22 protein-coding genes are annotated in these 21,340 nt (G+C 47.1%); 16 read left to right on the top strand and 6 right to left on the bottom strand.

What is annotated here, in order from left to right:
- Positions 1-27 precede the first annotated feature (27 nt).
- From rpmG to AC3WQ3_RS18110, 6 genes are all read left to right on the top strand, one after another.
- The gene (gene rpmG, locus AC3WQ3_RS18135; RefSeq protein ID WP_036613813.1) at positions 28-177 is read left to right on the top strand and encodes a 50S ribosomal protein L33; all 150 of its coding nucleotides are present in this window, start codon (positions 28-30) and stop codon (positions 175-177) included.
- A gap of 49 nt (positions 178-226) precedes the next feature.
- Positions 227-934 (top strand): metal ABC transporter ATP-binding protein, encoded by a 708-nt coding sequence (locus AC3WQ3_RS18130; protein WP_127540102.1) that lies wholly within the window; start codon positions 227-229, stop codon positions 932-934.
- Positions 880-1,773 carry a metal ABC transporter permease gene (locus tag AC3WQ3_RS18125; RefSeq protein WP_154894299.1) on the top strand — a complete coding sequence of 298 codons (894 nt, stop codon included), beginning with the start codon at positions 880-882 and terminating at the stop codon, positions 1,771-1,773. The genes AC3WQ3_RS18130 and AC3WQ3_RS18125 overlap by 55 nt, the downstream gene beginning before the upstream one ends.
- Positions 1,760-2,863, top strand: coding sequence for a metal ABC transporter substrate-binding protein (locus AC3WQ3_RS18120; RefSeq protein ID WP_492473028.1), 1,104 nt, complete (start codon positions 1,760-1,762; stop codon positions 2,861-2,863). The genes AC3WQ3_RS18125 and AC3WQ3_RS18120 overlap by 14 nt, the downstream gene beginning before the upstream one ends.
- A gap of 166 nt (positions 2,864-3,029) precedes the next feature.
- A complete protein-coding gene (locus tag AC3WQ3_RS18115) occupies positions 3,030-3,506 on the top strand; it encodes a hypothetical protein (protein WP_492473027.1) in 477 nt (158 codons plus the stop codon).
- A 45-nt stretch (positions 3,507-3,551) separates the two neighbouring features.
- Positions 3,552-4,259 carry a M50 family metallopeptidase gene (locus AC3WQ3_RS18110; protein WP_492473026.1) on the top strand — a complete coding sequence of 236 codons (708 nt, stop codon included), beginning with the start codon at positions 3,552-3,554 and terminating at the stop codon, positions 4,257-4,259.
- A 73-nt stretch (positions 4,260-4,332) separates the two neighbouring features.
- Here AC3WQ3_RS18110 and AC3WQ3_RS18105 read toward each other — a convergent pair whose 3' ends face one another.
- The 5 genes from AC3WQ3_RS18105 to AC3WQ3_RS18085 form a co-directional block, all read right to left on the bottom strand.
- Positions 4,333-4,704 carry a DUF4363 family protein gene (locus tag AC3WQ3_RS18105; protein WP_492473025.1) on the bottom strand — a complete coding sequence of 124 codons (372 nt, stop codon included), beginning with the start codon at positions 4,702-4,704 and terminating at the stop codon, positions 4,333-4,335.
- Between the two features lie 32 nt (positions 4,705-4,736).
- Positions 4,737-5,462, bottom strand: a complete 726-nt coding sequence (locus AC3WQ3_RS18100) for a DUF421 domain-containing protein (RefSeq protein ID WP_492473024.1) — start codon at positions 5,460-5,462, stop codon at positions 4,737-4,739.
- A 229-nt stretch (positions 5,463-5,691) separates the two neighbouring features.
- Positions 5,692-6,555 carry an SDR family oxidoreductase gene (locus AC3WQ3_RS18095; protein WP_492473023.1) on the bottom strand — a complete coding sequence of 288 codons (864 nt, stop codon included), beginning with the start codon at positions 6,553-6,555 and terminating at the stop codon, positions 5,692-5,694.
- Positions 6,552-7,619: a mannonate dehydratase gene (gene uxuA / locus AC3WQ3_RS18090; RefSeq protein WP_492473022.1), complete on the bottom strand. Its 1,068-nt coding sequence runs from the start codon at positions 7,617-7,619 to the stop codon at positions 6,552-6,554. Before uxuA ends, AC3WQ3_RS18095 begins: the two co-directional genes overlap by 4 nt.
- Before the next feature lie 42 nt (positions 7,620-7,661).
- The gene (locus tag AC3WQ3_RS18085; protein WP_492473102.1) at positions 7,662-8,330 is read right to left on the bottom strand and encodes a GntR family transcriptional regulator; all 669 of its coding nucleotides are present in this window, start codon (positions 8,328-8,330) and stop codon (positions 7,662-7,664) included.
- A gap of 261 nt (positions 8,331-8,591) precedes the next feature.
- On the opposite strand from AC3WQ3_RS18085, the gene AC3WQ3_RS18080 reads away from it, so the two are divergent.
- Positions 8,592-8,894: an ArsR/SmtB family transcription factor gene (locus AC3WQ3_RS18080; protein WP_095287060.1), complete on the top strand. Its 303-nt coding sequence runs from the start codon at positions 8,592-8,594 to the stop codon at positions 8,892-8,894.
- 99 nt (positions 8,895-8,993) lie between these two features.
- A complete protein-coding gene (locus tag AC3WQ3_RS18075; protein WP_492473021.1) occupies positions 8,994-10,394 on the top strand; it encodes an aldehyde dehydrogenase in 1,401 nt (466 codons plus the stop codon).
- 74 nt (positions 10,395-10,468) lie between these two features.
- Here the strand turns inward: AC3WQ3_RS18075 and AC3WQ3_RS18070 are convergent, their stop codons facing one another.
- Entirely contained in the window at positions 10,469-11,383 is a 915-nt protein-coding gene (locus tag AC3WQ3_RS18070) for an AraC family transcriptional regulator (protein WP_336780184.1), read from the bottom strand.
- A 216-nt stretch (positions 11,384-11,599) separates the two neighbouring features.
- Between AC3WQ3_RS18070 and AC3WQ3_RS18065 the strand changes: the two genes are divergently transcribed.
- From AC3WQ3_RS18065 to poxB, 8 genes are all read left to right on the top strand, one after another.
- Entirely contained in the window at positions 11,600-13,819 is a 2,220-nt protein-coding gene (locus tag AC3WQ3_RS18065; protein ID WP_492473020.1) for a glycoside hydrolase family 52 protein, read from the top strand.
- Positions 13,816-15,957 (top strand): alpha-glucuronidase family glycosyl hydrolase, encoded by a 2,142-nt coding sequence (locus AC3WQ3_RS18060; protein ID WP_492473019.1) that lies wholly within the window; start codon positions 13,816-13,818, stop codon positions 15,955-15,957. Before AC3WQ3_RS18065 ends, AC3WQ3_RS18060 begins: the two co-directional genes overlap by 4 nt.
- Positions 15,958-16,033: 76 nt before the next feature.
- On the top strand, positions 16,034-17,101 hold the full coding sequence (locus AC3WQ3_RS18055; protein WP_492473018.1) for an NAD(P)-dependent alcohol dehydrogenase: 1,068 nt from the start codon (positions 16,034-16,036) through the stop codon (positions 17,099-17,101).
- A gap of 167 nt (positions 17,102-17,268) precedes the next feature.
- Positions 17,269-17,535, top strand: a complete 267-nt coding sequence (locus AC3WQ3_RS18050; protein ID WP_236146554.1) for an HPr family phosphocarrier protein — start codon at positions 17,269-17,271, stop codon at positions 17,533-17,535.
- Between the two features lie 142 nt (positions 17,536-17,677).
- On the top strand, positions 17,678-17,929 hold the full coding sequence (locus AC3WQ3_RS18045) for a type B 50S ribosomal protein L31 (protein WP_095357971.1): 252 nt from the start codon (positions 17,678-17,680) through the stop codon (positions 17,927-17,929).
- Between the two features lie 183 nt (positions 17,930-18,112).
- Positions 18,113-18,418: a Dabb family protein gene (locus tag AC3WQ3_RS18040; protein WP_492473017.1), complete on the top strand. Its 306-nt coding sequence runs from the start codon at positions 18,113-18,115 to the stop codon at positions 18,416-18,418.
- A 116-nt stretch (positions 18,419-18,534) separates the two neighbouring features.
- Positions 18,535-19,302 (top strand): SDR family NAD(P)-dependent oxidoreductase, encoded by a 768-nt coding sequence (locus tag AC3WQ3_RS18035; protein WP_154894288.1) that lies wholly within the window; start codon positions 18,535-18,537, stop codon positions 19,300-19,302.
- Positions 19,303-19,545: 243 nt separating this feature from the next.
- A complete protein-coding gene (poxB, locus tag AC3WQ3_RS18030; RefSeq protein WP_492473016.1) occupies positions 19,546-21,273 on the top strand; it encodes a ubiquinone-dependent pyruvate dehydrogenase in 1,728 nt (575 codons plus the stop codon).
- Positions 21,274-21,340: the final 67 nt, after the last annotated feature.

Below are 21,340 nucleotides of genomic sequence, written 5' to 3'. Positions count from 1 at the left end.
ACGATTAAACAAAAGGAGGTCACAACCATGAGAGTCATTGTAACTTTAGCATGTACAGAGTGCGGGGATCGCAACTATACCACGACGAAGAACAAACGTAACCACCCGGAGCGTCTTGAAATGAAAAAATATTCACCACGATTGAAGAAAATGACGATTCACCGGGAAACGAGATAATTTTTTTTGTCGTTTTCAAATCGTAATATTTACGAAAAGAGGAGCTACCATGATTCTATCTTCCATGCGCGACGTGGTTTTTGGATATGGCAAAGAACCCGTCATTGATCAATTATCGCTGGATATTCATGTGGGCGAGTTTGTAGGCATTACCGGACCTAATGGTTCGGCGAAGACAACCATGCTGAAATTGCTGCTGGGGCTGTTACAGCCCTGGAGCGGCACGGTACATATGAATATTCAGAACAACAATGGCAACAAACTGGAGATCGGATATGTGCCCCAGCAGGTGGCATCATTCAACAGTGGGTTTCCCAGTACAGTCATTGAACTGGTACGATCGGGATGTTATCGCAAGCTTGGTCTATTCCGAAAATTCTCACCCGAACAGGAAGCCATAGTCGAACGCAGTCTTCGAGAAGTCGGCATGTGGGAATATCGCAATACACGGGTAGGCGAACTGTCGGGTGGACAGAAGCAGCGCATCTGCATCGCCAGAGCTCTGGCAGGACAGCCCCAAGTTCTAGTTCTGGATGAGCCGACAACGGGCATGGACCGCCGCAGCCGGGAAGGTTTCTATGATCTGATGCGACACTATGCAGATGTCCATGGATTGACCATTATTATGGTGACTCATGGCCTCGAAGAGATGGCCAACCGATTGGACCGGACGATCACCCTGGAGCGTCAAGAAAGTGAGGAATGGCAGTGTTTGAGTACGAATTCATGCAGCGAGCCTTTTGGGCAGGCGGACTGATTGGCATTATTGCTCCGATTCTTGGGGTCTACCTGATGCTTCGGAGGCAGGTGCTGATGGCCGATACGCTGTCCCATGTTTCTCTGGCGGGAGTGGCCCTTGGTTCAGTCATGAATCTCAACCCGGTAATCTGCGGGTTTGCAATTGCTGTCATTGGTGCGTTACTGGTCGAACAACTGCGGAGAAGCTATCGTACATATAGTGAAGTGCCAGTGGCGATTATCATGACCTCAGGCCTGGCACTGGCTGTGGTGCTTATGAGTCTGAAAACAAATTTGTCCAAGACCTTCAGTTCCTATCTGTTCGGTTCCATCGTTGCAGTCAGCAATGTTCAGTTATGGATGATGGCAGCTGTATGCGTCATTGGGTTGGTTTTTTTCATTGTACTACGGAGACCGTTATATAATTTGACATTTGACGAAGAGACAGCCTCTATTGGGGGCGTTCAGGTCAGAGGTTTATCGTTTGCCTTCGCCGTAATGATAGGTCTGACGGTTGCTTCGGCCATGCCGATCGTTGGAGTACTGCTTGTATCCGCATTGATTGTGCTGCCAGCTGCGCTGGCACTTCGAATCTCTCGCAGCTTCGCTGCTGCATTGGTCATTGCCGTCATTACCGGGTTAATCGGCATTTTTGGCGGATTAACGACATCTTACCATTTGAATACACCGCCAGGCGGGACGATCGCACTCATTTTGCTGGCCTTTCTATTGACTGGAATATCAGCACAAAAGCTGATTCAACTATACAATCGTAAACGGCATCGCAAGGAAGTAAAACAGCAGCGCGCAAGGATATTAATACAATCAAGGGAGAATACACCACATGAAATTCAGTAAAAAATCAGCAATGGGGCTGCTTTTCAGTCTCACACTTATTGTAGCAGGTTGCGGACAAACCAAACCCGCATCCGATTCGGATGCAGCTTCAACAAGTACTCCTGCGGCAACTGAGAAAAAATTGAACGTACAGGTTAGCTTTTATCCGATGTATGAGTTCACCAAAAATGTAGCAGGAGATTTGGCTGATGTACATACACTCGTTCCTGCTGGTATGGAGCCTCATGACTGGGAGCCAACACCTCAGGATATTGCAAGCATCGAGACAGCAGATGTACTCGTCTATAATGGTGCTGGCATGGAATCATGGATTGATCAAGTAAAGGATAGTCTGAGTAATGACAAGCTGGTACAAGTTGAAGCAAGCCAAGGCATTGATCTGCTTGAAGGCGTAGAAGACGGCCATCATCATGGGGACTCTAGTGCAGATGAACACGACCATGATCATGCAGATGAAGCAACGACAGAAGAGCATGATCAAGAGCATGGGGAAGTAGCTGCTGCAGAAGAGCATGACCATGAACATGATGCCGGCACAGAAGAAGGGCATTCACATGATCATGGCGGACTTGATCCACACGTTTGGTTATCACCTGTTCTGGCTGTTCAGGAAGTGCGGAACATCGAAGCCGGCCTGGTACAAGCTGCACCGGAACATGCCGAACAATTCAAGCAAAATGCGGATGCTTACATCGCCAAGCTGGAGACACTTGACCAGAAATTTAAAGCGGCTGTAACCGACAGCAAACGGAAAGATTTCATTACACAGCATGCAGCCTTCGGCTATCTTGCACAGCAGTATGGCCTGCAGCAAGTACCTATCGCTGGGTTGTCTCCCGAGCAAGAGCCATCTGCAGCACAGATGGCATCTGTAATCGACTTTGCCAAGGAACATCAGGTCAAAACGATTTTCTTCGAAACACTGGTATCTTCCAAAGTATCCGAGACCATCGCCAGTGAAGTGGGTGCCAAAACAGCAGTATTGAATCCGATTGAAGGATTAACTGAAGAGGAGATTGCTGCGAGGCTGGACTACATTGGTGTAATGGAGCAGAATCTGGAGGCCCTCAAACTGGCTCTGAATGAATAATGAAAACCCATTTGATACCAATCATCGAAAAAGGTACAATGGTACAACATGCTGAGGAATGGCCGTGCCATTCCTTTGCCTTTTGCCACGCAGAGAGCACAGCGATGTGCTCTTTTCGTTGTATAAGATGCTATCGGAGGACCAATGGGGGTAGGAGGAGAAGCTTATGGGTCCAAGTGAAGAACAGGAAGTATTGCTAAGTTTGCAGCCGCCTCATCTATGGAGAAGACGCAAGCAGGAGCTGCTGCACTGGACGGAACGTGATAAATATGCCGTGTCTGCGAAGAAAACGGTGTTGTGGAACGGTGTAGAAATAGATGCAGAGCTGCACGAAGCCTTATCCTTGCTTCAGCAAGCTGACGTTGCGACCGAGTTTTCATGTGCCGGAGTGAGTCCGCTAGATGAACCGGTAGACCATTCGTTATATGCTTATGTTACACTAGTGCAAAGTGAAGCCGCTGATCAATTCGTCCAATATGCACTGAAGCATATGCGAAATCGGCTGCTCGTTACGCTCGAGGTTGAGAAGGGACGTTATGATTTGTCTTCTTTCTTCATTGGGCATAATCGCAGCTTCTGCTGGTGGATGGAATATTGTGCAGCCCACTTTTCCATGAGAAACGAGAAGAGGGTTGATACGTAGTATAACGATGGGCATGTCTAGTCGGTGATAGGAGGGAACACGGAATTGAATAAATGGCTCAAAACCATATTGTTTTTGGTGGCTTCAGTTTTTCTAACACGTTTTATTCCGTTTTCTTCGTTGTTCCGGAATCTGGACACAATGATTCATGAATTCGGCCATGCTTTAATGACCCTGCTGTTATCCGGAAAAGTATTACGAATCGAATTATACGCTGATCACAGCGGTGTCACATACTCATCTATGTTAACACCAGGCAGATCAATTCTGGTGTCATTGGCAGGATATATCACGGCCTCCCTTTTTGCATGGTTGTTATTTTATCTATACCGCAAAGGGCTGCATATGTGGGGGCTGGGTATCATGACCGCTGTAGCACTGGTTTCCCTTTTGTTATATGTACGAGGAGAATTCGGCATGTTATGGCTTACAGGCTTCATTGCTCTGAATGTCGTGATTATGATCTTTGGTGCCAAAATCGTGAAGTACTACTATCTGTTACTTGCTTTCTTGACCCTGGAAGAGTCTGTGGTTAGTGCCATGTATGTCGGTTTCATGTCCTGGACACAGCCTTCACGGGCAGGGGATGCAGCAAATCTGGCTCAACAGACGTTCCTGCCAGCCCTGTTCTGGGGTACACTCTTTGCCTTGTTTGCGCTGTGGTGTGCAAAGGGGGCGCTGAGTCTGTTTTTCCGCAAAGAAGGTACATCTCGTAGACATCGTTCACGTGGTGTACGTTCGCGAAACGCCTAAATGCGTTCAAAAAGGCACTTCCTTCTGCGATAAAGGAGGTGCCTTTTTGAATCATTTGTTATTTTGTATACCACTAATCCCCAAGATTGTCCCATAAAACGTAGAAGTAATAGATTTCCTCCATAATCTCCTTGTCATCTTCAGCAGCGACGCCCCCCTTGATTCGGGCAAGGGTACCCAGAATGTCGTAAATGGTCTCCCGTTCAACACTAAACTGAATACGATTGACGATGCGGTCCCAGGCTTGCATTGCATATTCAATTTGAGACTTGGCCTCCGTCCACTGTTTTTTCTCCACTTGCTTTTCCAAGGTTTGTACGGATTCGAGCAAGCGATCCTGTGTACCGAATGGTTTCTTGAGAAATGACCCTGTGGCCATAATGGCTACAAACAGAACAAGCAAAAAAATCGGCAGTACATACAGTAACCAGAAACGTGTTTTCATTCAACCGCCTCCATGCAGATAGTAAAAGAAAATTAGAAGGGTCCCTTATAATCACCCATATCCGTTTTTTCTGAGAAATGGTCTTCAAAAAGGTCGACATACAATTTGTCGTTAGGCAAGATTGCCGCAAAAGCAATGTCCTGGATGGTGATGTTTTTCTTTTTCAACTGTTCGGTCAGCCAATTCAAGTCCTTGTTTCTTTCCTCCAGGTTTTGTCTGATCAAAACACCATCAATAATAAGCTCCGTCATCAATTTGCTTTTGGGTGGATGCATATGCATGTCTTTTGCTGTAACAGGCTGATTCTCGGGTTTCAAAACAACGGAGAGACTGCCGTCCGGTTCAAGGATCGCATAGTCCAGTGTCGTAATGTCAAAAACATCTTTTTGACGCAGCATCATGGTCAATTCATCGAATTTCACTCGCATTTTATGCAGGTTCTGTTCAAGGATTTTACCGTTCTGTATGACAACGGTAGGATCAGAATCCATCAGCTTGGAAATTGTTCGATTTTTAAGTGTTATGTATTGAAAGATAATCGTAATGATTGTAAAAATGGTAAGCGCGACAAAATGAATCCATGCTTTAGAAGACAAATCAGTAGCGAAAGTTCCCGCAATGGAACCAATGGTAATACCGTTAATATAATCGAAATACGTAAGGTTACCCATTTGTTGTTTGCCGAGCACTCTTGTATAGATGATCAGGGTCAAAAAAGCAATTATGGAGCGTACAGCTACAACCCATGTTTCTTCCATCATATATGTATCACCTTCCTACACTTGGCGTACTTCAACATCATTTCAAGCTGCCAATGGTTATTGTTGACTAGTACAAGCTTTTCCTCGGCTGGATGATCTTATTCGGAATATGAAAAAACCCGAAACCAGGATACACACTCCTGATTACGGGTCGTTATTACATGTTAATAATTAATTTTAGCGTTTTATTATTAAGGTAGCCTATATAGAAGGATCAATCAGGCCATTAGACGCCAGCATAAGCCATAAATCCTCCGTCAACGGGGATAACCGTGCCGGTGACGAATGCAGACTGCTTCTCATCCGCAAGCCACATGAGCGTGCCCAGCAGGTCTTCAGGCTTCCCAAACCGGCGCATTGGCGTATGTGCAATGATTTTGCTGGAACGTTCAGTAGGAGAGCCATCTGGATGAAGCAGCAAATTCCGGTTTTGTTCCGTAAGGAAAAATCCTGGTGCAATGGCATTAACCCGGATTCCCGATTCGGCAAGATGGACTGCCAGCCATTGCGTGAAATTGTTAATTGCAGCCTTGGCTGCACTGTACGCTGGCACTTTGGTCATCGGCGAAGGTGCGCTCATCGACGAGATATTAATGACTGTTGCAGGCACATCACGATCAATCATTTGTCTTGCAAAGATCTGGGTAGGAATAAGGGAGCCCACAAAATTCAGATCCATGACCTGACGAAACCCATCCACACTGACGTCAAAGAACGTGGTGACATCAGGCTGCTCGAGATCTTCCAATCTGAAAATTTCATTCGTCGTATTGGCACTGGCGTGATTACCGCCTGCGCCGTTAATCAGGATATCGCATGGACCCAGCTTTTCCTGTACCGTTGCCGCCGCGGCCTTCACACTGTCCACTTGGGTTACGTCACAAGCAACGGCAATGGCGGTTCCGCCAGCAGCTTCAATTGCGGCAACAACTTCTTCTCCTTTGGAAACCGTCCGATTGAGAATGGCAACACGGGCCCCGTGACGAGCAAGTTCTTCGGCCATGGATCGGCAGAGGACGCCAGCACCACCTGTAATTACCGCGGTTTTACCTTCCAGACGGGTAGATTTTTCAAATACATAGTCGCTCATGCTTTTGTCCTCCTTTGTAGCGAATCCCAGACACCCCAGAGATACATGATACCGAGAGCACGATCGTATAGTCCATAACCAGGTCTGCATTGTTCGCCCCAGAGGTGACGCCCGTGATCGGGTCTTGCATAACCTTCAAATCCAATGTCGTGATAAGCTTCAACTACACCTGCAATATCCACGTTCCCATCCTGGCTGCGATGTGAAGTCTCAATGAAGTCACCGTTGTCATACACTTTGACATTACGAATATGGGCAAACGGGATCCGGTCACGGAATTCATGAATCATACCAATAATATCGTTATCCGGGTTAGCTCCAAGAGATCCGCTGCACAGGGTTACAGAGTTGTAAGGGCTATCATAAAGATTCAGATATCTACGCAGGTTATCCTGGCTGATAATGATCTTTGGTAAACCGAAAATAGGCCATGGCGGATCATCCGGGTGGATCGCCATTCGAATGCCAAGCCGCTCAGCCGTAGGAATGATCTCCTGTAGAAAATATCGGGCATGCTCCCACATATCTTCCTCGGTCACATCCTTATAAGCTTCGAACAGACCAGTCAGGTACTGCAATCGTTCCGGTTCCCAGCCTGGCATCGTTAAAGCGGAATTTTCCGTTATGCGCCGCACAAGTTCCAGTGGTTCAATATCTGCGAGCTTGCTGCTTTCATAGAAGAGGGCAGTAGATCCGTCTTCCATTTCCTTATGAAGATCCGTACGCAGCCAGTCGAAGATGGGCATAAAGTTGTAACAGATTACTTTTACGCCGACCTGAGCGAGTTTTTCCATCGTTTTTTTGTAATTGTCGATGTATTTGTCCCGAGTAGGCAGGCCCAGCTTGATATCTTCATGAATATTGACACTTTCTACTACATCCAAATGCAATCCTGCACGATCGGCTGCCGCTTTGACAGCCAGAATTTTGTCCATGGGCCATTCTTCGCCTGCATGAACATCATGCAGTGCCCACACAATGCCCTCCACTCCCGGAATCTGCCGAATATGATCCAGCGTCACCGTATCATTGCCTTCGCCAAACCAGCGAAAAACCATTTTCATCACGTTCACCTCATCAAGTGTAATTAGAAAAAGCCAGACATGTCATTGTTGAAAATAGGAAGGATATGTATCCTGAAGGATGGCCAGGTCTGTGACGGTCAGGTGAAGATGATCCTGCATAATTCGTTCTGCCGTCTGGGCATCATGCTGCTGAATGGCCTCCACCATGGACCGGTGCTGCTCGATCAGATGATTCCACTGATGATCCGAAGACAAACGAAGCATCCGGCTTCGATTGAGGTGTACATTCATCTGCTGGATCACGGTCCATGTTTTGCTTTTGTTGCATCCTGCAAAAAGGGTGCTATGGAATTCCTCATCCAGTTGAAACATTCGTTCATCGTCCGGTTGCAGCAAACATGCTTGCTGCTGAGCAAGGTTTTGCTCCAATAAAATCATCTCCTGATCCGGAAAGTGCTCGCATGCAAGCCGGATCACGGCCCGTTCCAGCTGCTCACGCATGAAGCGTGCTTCTTCAACGAGGTCTACCTGTATAAGAGAAACATACGTACCGCGCTGCGGATATACTTCAAGCAAACCTTCCTGTGCCAGTCTTACAAAACTCTCTCGAACAGGAGTACGGCTTACCTGAAACTCCAGCGATATTTCCTTCTCGGAGATAGCCGTGCCGGGAGGCAATTTTAAACTTAGAATCAATTGCTTCAAAGTAACATAGACGACATCCCGGGTTGAGGAGGCTTGCTTATTCATGGACGACAGACCGTTTAGGGAAGACGACAAACCGGCTTTGGACGAAAACTTTGGGATATATTCCACAACTTCAACTCCTTCAATGACATACTACCATACTTGTATGGTAGTGTGGAAGCGCTTTTATCACATTTCAAATGGAATAATGAATGAATAATTGAGTTTTATCTGGAGTAGAGGTAAAATAGGGGTCGATAGGTTTAAACTCTTAAACCAATGCATGTGAATGTATACAATGATTGAGTAGATTGAGGTGAACATATGGGTCAACAAGCGATAAGTATCTTTCAGTCCTGCATTCCATTATTCCAAGTCCTAAGCGATAACCACCGTCAAAATATTTTGTTAATCCTAACCGAGCGGGGTCAGATGACCGTAAACGAGATTACAGAACAATCCAGTCTGTCGAGACCAGCCATCTCTCACCATCTCAAGTTACTGCTTGAGAAAGGGCTTATTTCCGTGGAACAGAAGGGTACCCAGCGGTATTATTCCGCTTCCCTGAAGCCATCCGTTGAACTGTTGAAAGAACTGGTTGCTGCGTTGGAGAAAGAGTGTCTGTAGACAACTAATGAATCAAAACGATTAAGCATGTGTAGTCTTCCATTCAATACGTTCGTTTGTTTAAACGTTTCATCAATATAAGTAGAGGAGACATAAGATATGAGTACCCTACAGGAGTTAGATCGTCATGCGGTTAAGCTGATTTTGGAGCAGCAGCACCAGTTTTTCCGTTCCGGGGCCACGCGTTCAGCGGAGACTAGAATTGAGCGTTTAACCCAGCTGAAGCAGGCTATTCAGAACTATGAGTCCAAACTCACCGAAGCGCTGCATCAGGACTTGGGTAAAAGTGAGTTTGAATCCTACACGACCGAAATTGGTTTTATGATGGACAGCATCAAACACACAATACGAAAAATAAAAAATTGGGTCAAACCCGTTAAAGTAAAAACACAGATGGCTCTGATCGGCTCCAAAAGTTACATTATCCCTGAGCCATATGGATCCGTGCTCATTATCGGACCTTTCAACTATCCGTTTCAGCTCCTGATGGAACCTCTGGTTGGTGCGATTGCCGCTGGGAACACCGCGGTGCTCAAAGCCTCGGAAAACACACCTGCCGTTTCGGCCGTTATTCGTGAAATAATCGCCTCGGTATTCGAGCCGGGTTATGTGCAAGTCGTAGAAGGAGCCAAGGACACAACGACAGCACTGATTAATGCTCCGTTTGACTACATTTTTTTTACGGGCAGTGTGCCGGTTGGTAAAATCGTCATGGAGGCCGCTGCCAAAAACCTCGTCCCTGTTACCCTGGAGCTTGGTGGGAAAAGTCCTGTCATTGTGGACGAGAAAGCAGATATTAAAGTTGCTGCTGAACGTATTATATGGGGTAAACTGCTCAATACGGGACAGACCTGTATCGCTCCGGATTATTTGCTTGTGCATGAACGAGTGAAGGAGCAGCTGATCTCGGAGATGAAAGCAGCTGTGGAGTCCTTCTTCGGTACAGACATTCAGCATAATCCCGATTATGGGCGCATCGTCAATCAGGCTCATTACAGAAGATTAACGAAGCTTATTGAACGGGACCAGGACAAAGTGATCTATGGCGGTCACTCTGATGAAGCGGATCGCTACATTGCACCGACACTGATTGACGCTGAATCCTGGGACGCAGCCACCATGGAAGATGAGATCTTCGGACCGATATTGCCTATAATCAGTTACCGCAGCATTGATGAAGCCATTGAGGCGATCTTGAAGCGTCCGAAGCCGCTGGCACTTTATTTGTTCACATCAGACATACAGCTTCAGGATAAACTGCTCAGCGAGGTTTCTTTTGGAGGAGGCTGTATTAATGATACGATCACTCACGTAGCGAATCCACGGCTGCCATTTGGCGGTGTAGGACATTCCGGTATGGGCTCTTATCATGGGCGGTACAGCCTCGAAACCTTCTCACATATGAAAAGCGTGCTCAAAAAGAGCACCAAATTGAATTTGTCCATTTTGTACCCGCCGTACGATGGCAAGCTGAAGACAATCAAGCGTTTGTTGAAATAGTTTGTTGCAATAAGTACTGCTGCATCAGCAGAGGGATTTCATATTCATCTATTTCGCTCTACATTCTGACAGACTCACTGTAGAGCAGGCTGTTCCTGTCGGAATCGAGACGGTGACATGCCTGACCAACGCTTGAATTGACGGCTAAAGTGAGCGATATCCTTGTAACCGAGCATTGCAGCGATACTTTGAACGGACAGTTTCGGATTACCAAGCAGAACCTTCGCTTCATGTAAAACCATCTCGGAGAGCGCCACGCGCGGAGACTGACCAAATACCTGCTTGAACACACGGTTACAATGAGAGGAGCTAATCCCCAGTTCAGCAGCAATGTCATCAATTCCGTAGTGGCTGTCGGTTTCATTGCCTTGCTTAAATTGCTGGTTTACCAGCCCTTGCAGTCGATTCCGGATCTGATGAGCGAGCTCAATCCGTTCATATCCTTCGGAGAACAGATGCGCTGCCTCCTGAGAGACGGCTTCCCACAAGTGCCCGAATAATTCGAATACAGCGGATTGCAGCTGCATGCGCTGAACCATTGTATTCGGTGTCGATTCTTCATTTGCAGAATTCATTAATTTGCTCAAAACCGGCTCAATCTTTAATGTAACCGGATTGTCTGCATGGAAGAGGGTCTGCTTGATTCGGGCAAGCAAGGAGAGGAACAACTGATCATCGATATCAAAGTGCATGCAGAAATAGGTAAATCCCTGACCGTCCTGGCTCTGGCTGGAATGAACGCTTCCTGGAGGAATGAGGAGCAGTTCGCCAGCCTTTTGTGTGTACATTTGTCCGTTCACCGACATGAGCTGCACACCTTCTGTTACATAGTTCAGCTCATACTGCGGGTGTTCATGTGCCGGATAATTCCAGTCCGCACCAACACTTCGCAGATGAATGGCAAAAAGATTGACGGTGGTTTGTACATCCGGGTAGAAGACCTCATGTACACTTTCACCCAGAGCGGGAGGCAAATAAGTAGAAGACATCGGAGACCTCCTTTATAATAGAAACAAATTAATTGGGCAGTCAGCTTACAAGGCTGGCATGCTCGAAAATAAATGTAATCGCTTTATTCCATTATAAACGACCAGCTTGATTTGGGTAAATATCCGATTGATTTGTCCATGGTCTAGGGCGGAATGAGCATGTTAGGATGAGGCTATGAAAACGCATGCAAACCATATTGAGAGGGGTCATCGTTCATGAGCACATCCAAATCAATCTTTTATAACGCCCACCACTCACCGATCGGGGCTTTTGCAAGTTTTACACTTGGATACAAAGGTGCCAAGGGGGGACTCGGCCTGGAGCTGGGAAAACCTGCAGACCAAAATATATATATAGGATTACAATCTCGCGATGGCGAACATTATGAGGCACTGCCTTTTTTTGCAGCGACCGAGGATGAGAGTGTTCGCTACGATGTAGAGAAACTGGACAATGCAGAAAACGGAATAGAAGAGGGAGCTGAAACACAGTCCCAGGCACATACTTCAACCCGATCGAAGCGTCCGCTCATTGCAGCATTTCGTGATGAAGAAATTACACGTGAATTCAAGTCCGGTACAGACACCTGGACAGCGGGAGATCTGACTTTCCGGATCTATTCGCCAGTTCGTCCTGTACCTGAACCGGAGCATGGTGATATTGAACAATTAAAAGATGCCTTGGTTCCAGCGGTTCTCGTGGAGATGACGATTGATAACACGCAAGGGCAGCAGTCACGAAGAGCATATTTCGGATACCAGGGTAATGATCCGTATTCGGCAATGCGCATGATCGGCGGACCCGAGGGCGGAAAGCTCACGGGTGTCGGACAAGGAAGGCTTACAGCGATTATGTCTGCAGACGATGGACTGTACCCTGCACTTGGGTTCACGTTAGATAAAATCCTGCAGGAAAAACATGTGGAGAATCTAGCTTTTGGATTAGGTCGCACAGCTGCATTGCTTATGGAAGTCCCTGCTGGAGAGAAACGTACATATCACTTCGCAGTTTGTTTTTACCGCGGTGGCATCGTCACTTCCGGTTTGGATACGACGTACTGGTATACCCGGTATTTCGCGGATATCCAGGAAGCTGGCCAGTATGCCCTCGATCGTTTCGATGCATTGACATCATCTTGTGAGGAAGCAGAACAGCGTCTGGGTACCAGCTCACTGACGGATGATCAGGCATTTATGCTCGCGCATTCCATTCATAGTTATTATGCAAGCACGCAGCTGCTGGACGCAGATGGAGAACCGTTCTGGATTGTCAATGAAGGCGAGTACCGGATGATGAACACCCTTGATCTGACAGCAGATCAGTTATATTTTGAACTTGCCCTGAACCCTTGGACCGTACGCAACGAGCTTGAGTGGTTTGTGAAACGTTACAGCTATACCGATCAGGTTCGCTTCCCCGGGGAAGATCAATTGTACCCAGGTGGCTTGACCTTCACCCATGATATTGGTGTGGCGAATGTGTTCTCCCGTCCAGGACATTCTGCCTATGAGTTAGTGGGAATAGATGATTGCTTTTCCCAGATGAGTCATGAAGAACTTGTGAACTGGCTGTGCTGTGCAACCGTCTACATTGAACAAACCAAGGATCAGGAATTTGTGAAGCAGATGCTACCTGTAATTCAGGATTGCTTCGAAAGCATGCTTAACCGGGATCACCCGGATGAAGATCAGCGTAACGGTCTGATGGGACTGGATAGCAGCCGCACGAAGGGCGGAGCAGAAATTACGACTTATGACAGCCTTGATGTGTCACTCGGTCAATCCCGTAACAATATTTATCTGGCAGGGAAATGCTGGGCTGTATATGTGGCTCTTGAAAAGCTGTTTGCCGCGGAGAAACTCTCGGATTTATCCCTTCAGGCCGGACGTCAGGCTGATCGCTGTGCCGCGAGTGTTGCAGCCCAGTTGACGGAAGGAGGCTACATCCCGGCTGTTATTGCAGAGAATAACGATTCCCGTATCATCCCGGCTATAGAGGGGCTGGTATTCCCTTACTTTACAGGCTGTGAAGGTGCACTGGATGAACATGGCCGGTTTGGTTCTTACCTGCAGGCACTCCGAACCCATTTGAAGACCGTTCTAGTACCAGGTACCTGTCTATTCGAAGATGGGGGATGGAAGCTGTCCTCGACTAGTAATAACTCGTGGTTAAGCAAAATCTATCTGTCCCAGTTTATCACTAGAGAAATACTGGGCATGGAATGGGATGAATCAGGGCAGGCATCCGATGCCGCGCATGTGAACTGGCTGCTGCACCCCGAAGAGTCTTACTGGTGCTGGAGTGACCAGATCCTGTCGGGCGTTGCCGTAGGCAGCAAATATTACCCGCGCGGAGTAACATCCATCCTTTGGCTGCTGGAAGGCAAAGGTACACGTTTGGAACAGATCTATGCTAGCAAGGAGGCGGTACGATGAATCGTTCAATCGTTCAACAAAACTTAGCTGGCCCGCAGTATGATGCGTGGCTTGGATATCTCTCTGGTGAATACAGTCGTAAGGGTACTGCAAGTCAGAAGGTTCCTGCTTGGGTGAAACGTATAAATACAATAGAGAAGCATGAAGTCATTGCTACAGCTCTGGAGGAGCTTACACAAGGATTGGAGAGATTGTTCGGTGAGAAACCAATAACAGTCTTATCCGGTACCGACCTTGCGGATAAACAGGCTTCCCATGATCCTGGTATCTGGATTGGTACGTGGGCAGGCAATTCACTTCTTGCAGAGGCGTTCAGCGAGAGTGAACGTGCCGCTGTTCAAGGTGAAGGCTTCGTCATCCGTGAAGACGAGGAACTAGCCAGACTCTTCATTGGTGCGGAGACACCTCAAGGTGTACTGTATGGTACATTCCATTTGCTCAGAGAGCTGGTACTGGCACAAGGGAGTTCAAGTGAGGCGGATACGTCCCCGAATAAATGGAGTCATGTGATTGAGCAGCCACGGAATGCGTTGCGGATGATTAATCAATGGGATAACGTGGATGGAAGCATTGAACGCGGATATGCCGGTAAATCCATCTTTTATGAAAATGGAGAATTCACGCAAGATATCGTACGCATTCGGGATTATGCACGATTGCTCGCTTCGACTGGCATCAATGCCATCTCCATCAACAATGTCAACGTGCATCAGCGCGAAACATTGTTTCTGACAGAACGCTTTCTGAGTGATGTAGCTCGTGTGGCCTCTGCATTCAGAGCGTACGGCATCCGACTTTACTTAAGCGCCAACTACGCAAGCCCAATGGAGATCGGCGGATTGCTTACCGCAGATCCCCTGGATGAGCAAGTAAGAGAATGGTGGAACATTCAGACTGCCAAAGTGTATGCGGCCATCCCTGACTTTGGCGGATACCTGATCAAAGCAGATTCCGAAAATCGACCAGGTCCATTCACTTACAATCGGGATCACGCAGACGGGGCGAACATGCTAGCTGAAGCACTTCGTCCATTTGGTGGATTGGTTATTTGGCGCTGTTTCGTCTACAACTGCAAGCAGGACTGGCGTGATCGCTCCACAGACCGTGCGCGTGCTGCTTATGACCACTTTAAGCCTTTGGATGGCCGGTTTGCAGATAACGTCATTTTGCAGATCAAAAATGGTCCGATGGATTTTCAGGTCAGGGAAGCTGTATCTCCGCTGTTCGGAGCGATGGATAAGACCAATCAGGTACTCGAATTTCAGATCACACAGGAATATACAGGTCAGCAGCGGCATTTATGTTATCTGATTCCACAGTGGAAAGAAGTATTGGATTTCGACACCTATGCGAAGGGACAAGGATCGGAAGTTAAACGTATTGCGGATGGTTCCCTGTACAACAGACCTCATAGTGGTTTTGCCGCTGTTTCGAATATTGGTGCAGATGCATGCTGGACAGGACATCCACTTGCTCAGGCCAATTTGTACGGTTATGGTAGACTCGCCTGGAATCCCGAACTGTCTTCCGAAGAGATTGCTGACGAATGGGTTAGACTCACGTTTGGGCACGACGAAGAGGTTGTTCGTCTCATCTCTGGCATGCTTCTGGACTCTCTGGGCATCTACGAAAATTATACGGCGCCGCTCGGAGTAGGCTGGATGGTTAATCCGGATCATCATTATGGCCCCAATGTGGACGGTTATGAATATTCCAAGTGGGGAACGTATCACTTTGCAGATTGCAAGGGCATTGGAGTAGATCGGACCGTACAGAGCGGTACAGGTTATACATCGCAGTATCATACTGAAAATGCGGAACGATATGAAAATGTCACGACCTGTCCGGATGAGCTGCTGTTATTCTTCCACCATGTTCCTTATACGCATGTGCTGCATTCTGGCAAGACCGTCATTCAGCACATTTATGATACACACTTCAAGGGTGCGGAACAGGCGCAAGCTTTAGCGGAAACCTGGAGAAAGCTCGAAGGTAAAGTGGAACCGGAAATTTTCGAAACCGTAGCTCTGCGTCAGGAAAATCAGGCCGAGCATGCCAAGGAATGGCGGGACTTGATTAATACGTACTTCTATCGCAAGAGTGGTATTGAGGACGAGCAGGGACGAACCATTTATTAATAGAGAATTCAGCTACACATCCTTGTTTTATTGAATGAAAGAGCAGCATTGGCAACCAAGAGGAGGCGAAAACCTAATGGGACAGCATCAATTTCCCCAGACCATGAAAGCAGCTGTAATGACCGAACCTGGACGTATCATCATCGAAGAACAGGCTGTACCGAAGCCTGCAGAGGACGAAGTTCTGATTCAGGTCATGGCAGTGGGCGTGTGCGGGTCGGATGTGCATTATTTTGAACACGGAAGAATCGGCAGATTTGTAGTGGAAAAGCCCATTATTCTGGGGCATGAATGTGCAGGTATTGTAGCTGCTGTAGGCTCGAACGTATCACGCTTGAAGGCGGGTGACCGGGTTGCCATCGAACCAGGCGTTACTTGTGGACGCTGCGTGGCGTGCAAGGAAGGACGCTATAATCTGTGTCCAGATGTACAATTCCTTGCTACCCCGCCTGTGGATGGTGCATTTGTACAATACATGACCATTCGTGAGGATATGGTTTTTCCAATCCCGGATCATCTGTCCTTTGAGGAAGCTGCCATGAATGAGCCCTTTTCGGTAGGTATTCACGCTGCGCGTCGTAGTAAACTTGCTCCAGGAACCACGCTGGCGATCATGGGCATGGGACCTGTTGGGCTGATGGCTGTCGCTGCTGCAAAATCATTTGGAGTCGACAAAATTATCGTTACGGACCTGGAGGAAGTTCGGCTTGAAGCTGCTCGGCGTATGGGAGCCACGCATACGATCAATGTGAGAAACGAGGATGCACAGACGGTCATTCGAGAGTTAACGAATGGAATCGGTGTGGATACGGCTTGGGAAACTGCGGGGAATCCCAAAGCGCTCCAATCTGCATTGTATTCACTGCGGCGGGGAGGCAAACTTGCCATCGTAGGCCTGCCGGCACAGGATGAGATTGCACTGAATGTTCCTTTTATTGCTGATAACGAGGTTGATATATACGGGATATTCCGCTATGCCAACACCTATCCAGCGGGAATTGAATTCCTGAGCTCCGGTCAGCACGATGTATTGTCCTTGATCACTGATCGTTATTCACTGGATGAAACTCAACAAGCGATGGAACGGGCTCTTCACAATAAGAGCGGCAGTCTGAAAGTGATGGTCTATCCCAACGGCAAGTAATTCTCTACTCAGGAAGTCCCGATTCAGGGACTTCTTTTTTTTCATTTTCACCAAATAAATGATTATACAAGCTCCCATAACATGGTATAATTCATGGAGATTTTAATATATAAATGGATACAAACCACTCTGGTTGGTAAGCTACTTAGCGAAAGGAACTGAAGGTTGTGAGAACACATGAATTTACGATTCACTCTGATTTTCACCGGGATGATCTGATGTCTATATCTTCTCAAGCGTCACGTTTTGCCTCGGATATTTCATTGTCGTTTGTTGAGTCTGAGCATGAGCATCGTGTAGATGTCAAAAGCCTGCTTGGTATGGCGCTTCTTCCGATTCGTCATGGCAGTATAGTCAGATTGCAGACGCGAGGAAGAGATGAATTGGAGGCTCTGGAGTACATGCTGGATGTACTGGAGAAGGGAATAACTTAGAACGAGATCAGGTGCAGATTGTGGCGAATAGGTAAATATTTATCGTTTCTTCAAATCCTGCTGGTACTTTGTCCAAAAAAAGAGTATAATAAAATTTAGTTCTATTCAAGGAAGTACCCATTTAAAGGAGTGTAAATAGATTATGCCAAAAGCTGATATCCATCCAAAGACACAAACGGTTATTTTTTACGATGCAAGTGCTGATTACAAATTCCTGAGCTCTTCGACTAAATTCTCGAACGAGACAATGGAATGGGAAGATGGTAACACTTACCCTGTAATCCGTGTGGACACTAGTTCCGCATCCCACCCTTTCTTCACTGGTAAACAAAGAAACGTGGACATCGGTGGTCGTGTTGACAAGTTCAACCGTAAATACAACCTCAAAAACTAGTTTGTCCATAGATGACAAGATCAACCTCGGGAATTCGTTTCCGGGGTTTTTCTATGTCTTAAACATCATTTGCAGGTCTACCAAGGCTCCAAACGCTGACAAATTTGATTAAGGATTGCGCTTACATATCATTCAGAGGTAAACTAGGACATGAGTGAAATCATATTGGAGGAGGAAATAGAGATGAGTAGTATTACACATATGGTTACGTTTACACTTTACGCTGGCAAGGATACAGCAGAGGCAGAAGCTTTTCTGATGGAAAGTGCGGATGCACTTGCAGTCATTCCGGGCGTGGAGAACTTTCAGGTACTGCGTCAGGTAAGCGCCAAAAATGAGTTTGACTACGGTTTCTCAATGGTTTTCGCCGATCAAGCAGCTTATAATGCTTACAATGAGCACCCGGTTCACCGCAAATACGTGGAGGAACGTTGGGAGAAGGAAGTTAGTCGTTTTCAGGAAATTGATCTGATTAATCACGGAATATGATATAAGCCTTTAATTATTAGGTCAGGGAATGACACGTTTCGAAACCGTTTTAGTTCATCATGCTGCATTTGCAGTGTTTTCATTCATTGATATAGAACCAGAGAGGTGCTGTCGCCATGCAATTGGATCTTACAGGCAAGACCGCGCTGGTCACTGGCTCCACTGGACAACTCGGGAGAGTCATCGCCCGTACGCTGGCTCGTTGTGGTGCCGATCTCGCGCTGCATTACATAAACAATGAAACGAAAGCTCTCGAACTTAAGCAAGAGATTGAGGCTGGTGGTAGACAGGCAGTTATCGTGCAGGGAGATATTACGAAACAGGAAACGGCTACGCAAATGCGGGATCAGATTCAGGCTGGTCTTGGCGTCGCTGGAGTTGACATTGTGGTGGCTAATGCAGTTATTCAATATGAATGGACCACGGTGCTCGAACAATCTCCCGAAGACTACATCAGCCAGTTCGAATCTTGTGTGCTGCAGAGTGTGTATCTCGCCAAGGCATTCATTCCGTACATGAAGGAAGCTAGAGGTGGTCGATTTATCGGCATTAACACGGAATGTGCCATGCAGAACTTTGAGACACAATCGGCATATACCGCTGGGAAACGTGGGATGGACGGACTGTATCGGGTCCTTGCCAAGGAAGTGGGAGAGTATCAAATTACCGTCAACCAAGTCGCTCCAGGCTGGACGATAAGCGATCGTGATCGTAACAGCGAGCCTGGACATGATGAGGGTTACACGCGTACAGTTCCTTTGAAACGCAGGGGTGAAGATCAGGAGATTGCCAATGCGGTAGCCTTTTTGGCTTCGGATCTGTCCTCTTTTATTACAGGTGCCTATATCCCGGTCAATGGCGGCAACGTGATGCCAGCTATTTGATTTGAAGATGTGTTAGAAGATGTGTTAATTGAATCAATTATATACTTATATCTTGTTTGAAATGATTCATTGAAACACCCCTAATCTAGCTCCGTGTAGACGGAATGGCTTAGGGGTGTTTTGTTTTATATATCCAAAAATACATATGATTTTGATTCGGTTTTCGAAAGATTGGGGTATTAGAATAGGTATATTAACCGGGTGGAAACATAACTCAAATTAAGCGATTAAAGGAGATCAGCTATGAAAAAAACAATCGCAGACGTACTGGTAGAAGCATTATTAAATGCAGGAATTAAACGAATATATGGCATCGTGGGTGATTCTCTGAATGCCGTACTGGATTCCATCCGGCGGTCGGGTAAAATCGAATGGATTCATGTTCGTCATGAAGAGGTAGCTGCATTTGCCGCTGGAGCTGATTCGCAGGTCAGTGGAAGTATCGCAGTCTGTGCTGGCAGCAGCGGGCCAGGAAACATGCATCTGATTAACGGCTTGTACGATTGTCACCGAAACCGTGTACCTGTACTTGCTCTTGCTGCTCATATTCCTAGTGATGAGATCGGAAGCGATTATTTTCAATCGACTCACCCGGAATATCTCTTCCAGGAATGCAGTCATTATTGCGAGGTCATTACGACTGCCAAGCAAATGCCTCGATCGGTTACGATGGCGCTACAAACTGCGGTCTCGCGTTCAGGCGTATCCGTCATTGTTCTTCCAGGTGACGTGGCAGGTCTTGAGGCAGCGAATCTGCCCGTCCCCGAGCATGTTTACCATGTGACACAGCCTGTTGTTCACCCCTCTGAGCAGGAATTGCGGAAATTGGCCGATTACCTGAATCAGGACAAAAAAATCACATTACTCTGTGGTGCGGGATGTGCTGGTGCGCGGGAATCTCTCATGCAGCTGTGTGATCGTCTGAAATCCCCAATGGTTATCGCTTTGCGTGGTAAGGAGTATCTGGAGTACGACAATCCCTATTCAGTCGGCTTGACCGGCTTGATCGGGTACTCATCCGGTTATCATGCCATGATGGACTGTGATGTTTTGTTAATGCTTGGAACAGATTTTCCTTATCGTCAGTTCTATCCGGAGGATGCGATCGTGCTTCAGGTCGATATACAGTCATCCCATCTTGGTCGGCGTACGAAGCTGGACTATGGGTTGTGCGGAGATGTCAAATCGACCATTGAGGCTTTGATGCCTTTACTGACACACGAGCATCATGACAAACATCTGCGTAAAAGTGTGGACCATTATCTGAAGGTACGTAAGGAGCTGGATGAACTTGCTGTCGGTAAACCTGGAAAGAAACCGATTCATCCGCAGTATCTAACCAAAGTAATCAGCGATGCTGCTGGGGAGAATGCCATTTTCACCTGTGATGTAGGTACACCTACGGTATGGGCCGCACGCTACCTGGAGATGAGCAGTAACCGAAGATTACTGGGTTCATTCAATCACGGTACCATGGCAAATGCACTTCCACAGGCGATAGGTGCACAGGTAGCGAATCCGGGAAGACAAGTGATCTCGCTGTCCGGAGATGGCGGGCTTGCGATGTTAATGGGAGACCTGCTGACGCTCAAACAGCATAATCTTCCGGTCAAAGTGGTCGTGTTCAATAACGGTGCGCTGAGCTTTGTGGAGTTGGAGATGAAGGCGGCAGGATTCCTAGAATCTGGTACGGAACTCGTGAATCCCAACTTCGCCATTGTTGCACAAGCGATGGGCATGGAAGGTATTCGTGTGGAAGACCCCGCAGAACTGGAGGGAGCGGTGAAACGTGCACTTCAACATGATGGACCTGTTCTGATCGATGCTGTCGTGAATCGTCAGGAGCTGTCCTTACCTCCGAAGATTAATATCAAACAGGCAGAAGGTTTCACGTTGTGGATGATGAAGGCGGTGCTCAACGGGCGTGGCGATGAATTGATCGAGCTTGCCAAAACCAACTTGCTCAGATGATGTGCGTGTAATGCGTAATCTACTTGCACAATAGTACATCTCACATGAATGGAGAGCGTAAATTCAC

The organism is Paenibacillus sp. FW104-T2 (genome assembly GCF_058789975.1).
This window is presented reverse-complemented; position numbering and strand designations above follow the sequence as displayed.